The 921-nt window shown below is 38.4% G+C and carries 1 pseudogene; it reads left to right on the top strand.

The features are described from left to right. Positions 1 to 921, top strand: a pseudogene (locus tag LCI24_RS16905) (hypothetical protein); the annotation flags it as partial.

The following is a 921-nucleotide window of genomic DNA, read 5'->3' as shown; positions in this document are numbered from 1 at the left end:
ATTACAGTAACCCCTACACCATCAGGAACATATACCTATACATTGTTAGATTCAACAGGAGGGACAGTTGCTACTAATAACACAGGAGTATTCAATGGACAATCAGTTGGAAGTTATACAGTTGAAGTAAACTACGGAAGTGGGTGTATTACAGATGTTGGAGTAGTGGTATTAGATGATCAAGAATTCACAGCAACGGCAGTTGGTTCAGCAGTTTCATGTAATGGAGATACCAATGGGGAGATTACAATAACAGCAGCTAATTATGGAACATCATTTGATTACAACATAAATGGAGCAGGTTGGGTAACAGGAAACACATCAAACTCAATTACAGTAAACTCAGGACTAGGAGCAGGAAACTACACAGTTGAAGTTCGTTCCTCTACAGTTTCATCTTCGGGTACAGAATGTGTTGTTACGGTAAATAATGTAAGTATCACAGAGCCAAGTGCATTAACAGGCTTAACGGCTAATATATTAAAGGAGGTTACTTGTGATCCAGCAACAGGCGCTACTATTGAAGGAGATGTAACCGGAGGTACTCCACCATACACATACGATTATCAATTAAACGGATCAGGAGGATTCATTACAAATTTAACAGATATTCCAGCCGGTACACATACGATTCGTGTAACAGATGGCAATGGATGTACAGCTACCGCAAGTTTTATTATAAACAATTTTGATCCAGTTATTTTTACATCGACACCTGTTACGTGTTATGATGGCACCAATGGAAGTATTACAGTAAGTATAACAAGTGGAGAAGCACCGTTTAGAGTACGTTTAGGTAGTGGAGCTTTTGAGAATGTAACAGGAACAAGTCATACTTTTACAGGATTAGGAGCTAATACATACAATATAGAAGTAGTTGACAGTAAAGGATGTAGTGCTACAAACTCAGCTACGATTAAC

The sequence above is a fragment of the Tenacibaculum larymnensis genome (genome assembly GCF_028829235.1).
Lineage (GTDB): Bacteria > Bacteroidota > Bacteroidia > Flavobacteriales > Flavobacteriaceae > Polaribacter > Polaribacter larymnensis.
The sequence above is the reverse complement of the archived record's forward strand: the minus strand, read 5'-3'. Positions and strand labels throughout refer to the sequence as shown.